The 3,968-nt window shown below is 37.8% G+C and carries 5 protein-coding genes; 4 read left to right on the forward strand and 1 reads right to left on the reverse strand.

Going from position 1 to position 3,968, the window contains the following annotated elements:
- Positions 1-299: Mur ligase domain-containing protein (locus UC75_RS22425; RefSeq protein WP_228137497.1), on the reverse strand; the 299-nt coding region annotated here is incomplete at its 3' end.
- Between the two features lie 240 nt (positions 300-539).
- Between UC75_RS22425 and UC75_RS18210 the strand changes: the two genes are divergently transcribed.
- The 4 genes from UC75_RS18210 to UC75_RS22430 form a co-directional block, all read left to right on the forward strand.
- Positions 540-902: a DMT family protein gene (locus UC75_RS18210; protein ID WP_128825365.1), complete on the forward strand. Its 363-nt coding sequence runs from the start codon at positions 540-542 to the stop codon at positions 900-902.
- Positions 903-1,188: 286 nt separating this feature from the next.
- Positions 1,189-1,704 carry a 5-(carboxyamino)imidazole ribonucleotide mutase gene (gene purE / locus UC75_RS18215; protein WP_002115451.1) on the forward strand — a complete coding sequence of 172 codons (516 nt, stop codon included), beginning with the start codon at positions 1,189-1,191 and terminating at the stop codon, positions 1,702-1,704.
- A gap of 9 nt (positions 1,705-1,713) precedes the next feature.
- Entirely contained in the window at positions 1,714-2,835 is a 1,122-nt protein-coding gene (locus tag UC75_RS18220) for a 5-(carboxyamino)imidazole ribonucleotide synthase (RefSeq protein WP_049838394.1), read from the forward strand.
- A 703-nt stretch (positions 2,836-3,538) separates the two neighbouring features.
- A partial coding sequence (locus UC75_RS22430; RefSeq protein ID WP_416202231.1) for a lytic murein transglycosylase occupies positions 3,539-3,968 on the forward strand: 430 nt, incomplete at its 3' end.

Here is a 3,968-nt window from a genome sequence, read left to right on the forward strand (position 1 = left end):
AAAACGTGATCGGCAAGGAACTGAGGACCAGAAATATATGGCAAACCTTCGTTAAGCATATATTCCACGGCATCAATACCACGTTTCATGGCATTTCCGACAATCACTAAATCTGGGTGAGGCTGTAAATGACTACGGTCGTAGCCTTGCATGAGGGTAATGCCTGCGTTTTCTAACTGGGTAGACATTGGTGGGTAAACGTTTGAATCGGAACCGGTTACCTTATGTCCTAAATCACGAGCTAAAAGTGCTAAAGAGCCCATAAAAGTGCCACAAATACCCAAGATATGCAGATGCATTGCTCGCCTTCTCCACTGCTTTTGTACACAATATTCGTATGAATGACTGTGTGTGCATTATTGATAAATTTGCCAGCAACGATAGCAAGGCTAAACTCGAAAAGATAGTCAAAAATCGTTGTTGTTCTATGCGTTTGAGGCCTTAACAAAAGCGCATCTTTATTTTTTCGATTTAAGCTGAATTACAGTTTTATCTTTTATAATGTTTTGTATCTTTAAAATACTTAAATCATCGTAAAGATGAAGGATGTGCCTTTGAGCCCAACGGTTTTAGCTTTTACGCTATTAATTATTTCTAACTGCTTTATGACACTTGCATGGTATGGGCATCTTAAATTTTTGCACCATGCTCCACTTTGGCAAGCGATTTTATTTGGTTGGATTATAGCCCTGCTTGAATATAGTTTTATGATTCCGGCAACTCGTATGCTGAGTACGCAAGGCTGGTTACTTGGTGAAATGAAAATTACACAGGAAGTAGTCACACTGATTGTATTTGTACCGTTTATGCTTTTCTTGTTTAAACAACCATTTAAACTGGATTATTTGTGGGCGATGGTATGTTTATTTGGCTGTGTCTACTTCGTATTTAGAAGCCAGTAAGCTGCAATAGGTTGCATTGAATGATTTATTCTACTTTGCAATAAGCCATTGCTCTTCCAAATGCCTGATTATCTTGTAGGATGTTTAAATAATATTAATAAAACTTGAGAATGTGTCATTGTTAAACCATGACATTTTTCTATCAGATTAAAAATATTCGCAGAGCTGGTCAGTTAAATTTTCGTGAGATGAAAAATCAGTCTATAATAATGGGCTTCCGAACCATTTAAAACTTGGCTCTCGTCGAGATTTATCTTCTTTTACTTTTGTCTCTGGAACATTAGCAATGAATGCGGCCGCAGCACAAGACGCTCAACCTCTCGTTGGAATTATTATGGGTTCTCAATCTGATTGGGCAACTCTCGAAAACACAGCCAATATGCTTAAACAGCTTGGTGTCCCATTTGAAGCGGAAGTGGTATCTGCTCATCGTACTCCAGACCGTTTATTTGAATACGCAGAAACTGCGCGTGATCGCGGTATTCAAGTGATTATTGCTGGTGCAGGTGGTGCAGCGCATTTACCTGGAATGTGTGCCGCAAAAACTGATTTACCAGTTTTGGGTGTGCCAGTTAAATCATCAATTTTAAATGGCGTAGATTCTTTGCTTTCAATTGTACAAATGCCAGCAGGTATTGCAGTGGGTACTTTGGCAATTGGTCCAGCTGGTGCGACCAATGCTGCAATTATGGCGGCACAAATCTTAGGTTTAACTCGTCCTGAAATCGCAAAAAATGTTGCTGATTTCCGTGCTGCGCAAACTGATAAAGTTGCAAGCAAAAATATTCCGGGTCAGGTGTAAGAGGCTGAGATGGATAAAACTATCGGTATTTTTGGTGGTGGGCAACTGGGCCGAATGATGGCTCAAGCAGCGTTACCATTAAATATTCAGTGTACTTTTTTTGAAGCAAATACAGATTGTCCAGCAGGTGTTTTAGGCCAAGTCTTTTCTAGTCAAGATGAGCAAGGTTTAAAGCAGTTTATTGAAAGTGCTGATGTTTTCAGTCTTGAGTTTGAAAATACGCCCGTTGAAGATGTTGATGTTTTAACACAAACCAAAACATTGCACCCTCCCCGTGTTGCTTTAGCGACTGCGCAAAATCGCTTGTCAGAAAAAGCATTGTTTGATGAGCTTACTATTCCTGTAGCGCCGTATCGTGCTGTAGATAGTCTAGAAAGCTTGAAAAAGGCTGTTGCTGAGCTTGGTTTACCGATTGTGCTTAAGACTGCAACTGGTGGATATGACGGTAAAGGTCAGTTTGTACTTCGTTCAGAAGACCAGATTGATACTGCTTGGGCTGAACTTGGGCCTGCAAAAAGTCTAGTTGCCGAAAGCTTTGTTAAATTCTCTCGTGAAGTTTCAATTATTGCGGTGCGCGGCCAAAATGGTGAAGTAAAAACTTGGCCACTGGCTGAAAATCACCATCATAATGGCATTTTATCGCATTCAATTGTTCCTGCACCGAATAGTGAAGCTTTGCAACCTGTGGCTCAAGACTACATTACTCGTTTGTTGAATCATCTCAACTATGTAGGTGTGTTAACTCTAGAGCTATTTGTAACAGAACAAGGCTTATGTGCAAATGAGATGGCACCACGTGTGCATAACTCAGGTCACTGGTCAATCGAAGGCGCTGTTTGTTCTCAGTTTGAAAACCATATTCGAGCTGTTGCAGGTCTACCATTAGGTTCAACAGACGTTGTTCGCCCAACGGTTATGATCAATATTATTGGTCAGCATCCTAAAACTGAAGATGTACTTGCCTTAAATGGCGCTCATCTGCACCTTTATAATAAGTCTGAACGTGCTGGCCGTAAGTTAGGCCATATCACTTTAATGCCTGTGGATAGTAATGAATTGACGAATTTATGCCGTCAATTAGCAGAAATTTTGCCAGAACCACTCGCTTTAACAGCAGATATAACCCTCTAAAGCATTTCTAATTCTAAAAAAAGCGATCTTCGGATCGCTTTTTTTATCTTTTAAATTTAAAAAATAATAAATCCTGAGCAATTTCTTGTTTGTGGATAACTTTTTATAGGAATTTTTGAATTTAAATATTGATGGTATTTTTTAAATTTAAAAAGTGAAGCTTGATTGTTTTGAATTTAAAGTTAGTTATCCACAAGAGAGTTTGATTTGTAGCTGATGATAGAGCTCATGTTTTTTGAATTCAAAACTAGTGGTGTTTGCTGAAGTGTTTTAAATTTAAAATAACGCGGTAAGTTTGAATTTAAATTATTGCGTGATTTTTGAATTTAAAAATATAGATTGTTTGGTTGATTGGATTTTTCGTGTCATCAAGAATAATGAAATATAGAATGGAATCAATAAATAGTGTTGTTTTTGCTCGATTGTGGATAAGTTTATCCACAGAAACGCCTGCGTTATAGTTTAAATTTAAATTAAGGCTTTTGAATTTAAACTATGCGCTATTATTTTGAATTCAAAACTGGTGATGCAAATGAGGGGAAGTTTTAAATTCAAAATAAAGTGAGAAATTTGAATTTAAAACACTGGAAATGAATTTAAAGAAGAGATTATGAATTCAAATTTACGTTTTCTCTCTGAAATTTTAGACTCATAATGGTATGGTACTTAAAAATTTAAATTCAAAAATTGAAACTGGGATAATATGCGACGTTTTTCTTGTATTGTTGGCTCTGTATTTTTAGCAATGACTCAGGCTCAAGCAGAGCTCGTAATTAATGGTTCTACAATATCTAGCAATGCTACTGTTCCAGTAGTAACTAGTGAAGATTATACGCCTAATAATAATTTCCAAAGTTGTTTGGCAAATTTACGTTCTCAAGCAATTGCTGCGGGAGTCTCGGGAACAACTTATGACCGTTATACTCAAAACTTAACTCCAGATTATTCAGTTATTGATAAATTAAACTATCAACCAGAATTTTCGACACCAATTTGGGATTATCTTTCTGGCTTAGTCGATGAAGAGCGTGTTGAGCTTGGAAAACAAAAACTGGCGCAACATCGCGATGTTTTAAATCGTGCTTCTCAAACCTACGGCGTGCCACCAGAAACAATCGTGGCAGTGTGGGGGG

Source organism: Acinetobacter sp. V2 (assembly GCF_001188385.1).
GTDB lineage: Bacteria > Pseudomonadota > Gammaproteobacteria > Pseudomonadales > Moraxellaceae > Acinetobacter > Acinetobacter oleivorans.

What these genes read in the sequence shown, in the direction of transcription:
- purE (WP_002115451.1), top strand. Translation starts at nt 1,189, where the DNA reads ATGAATGCGGCCGCAGCACAAGACGCTCAACCTCTCGTTGGAATTATT.
- UC75_RS18210 (WP_128825365.1), top strand. Translation starts at nt 540, where the DNA reads ATGAAGGATGTGCCTTTGAGCCCAACGGTTTTAGCTTTTACGCTATTA.
- UC75_RS18220 (WP_049838394.1), top strand. Translation starts at nt 1,714, where the DNA reads ATGGATAAAACTATCGGTATTTTTGGTGGTGGGCAACTGGGCCGAATG.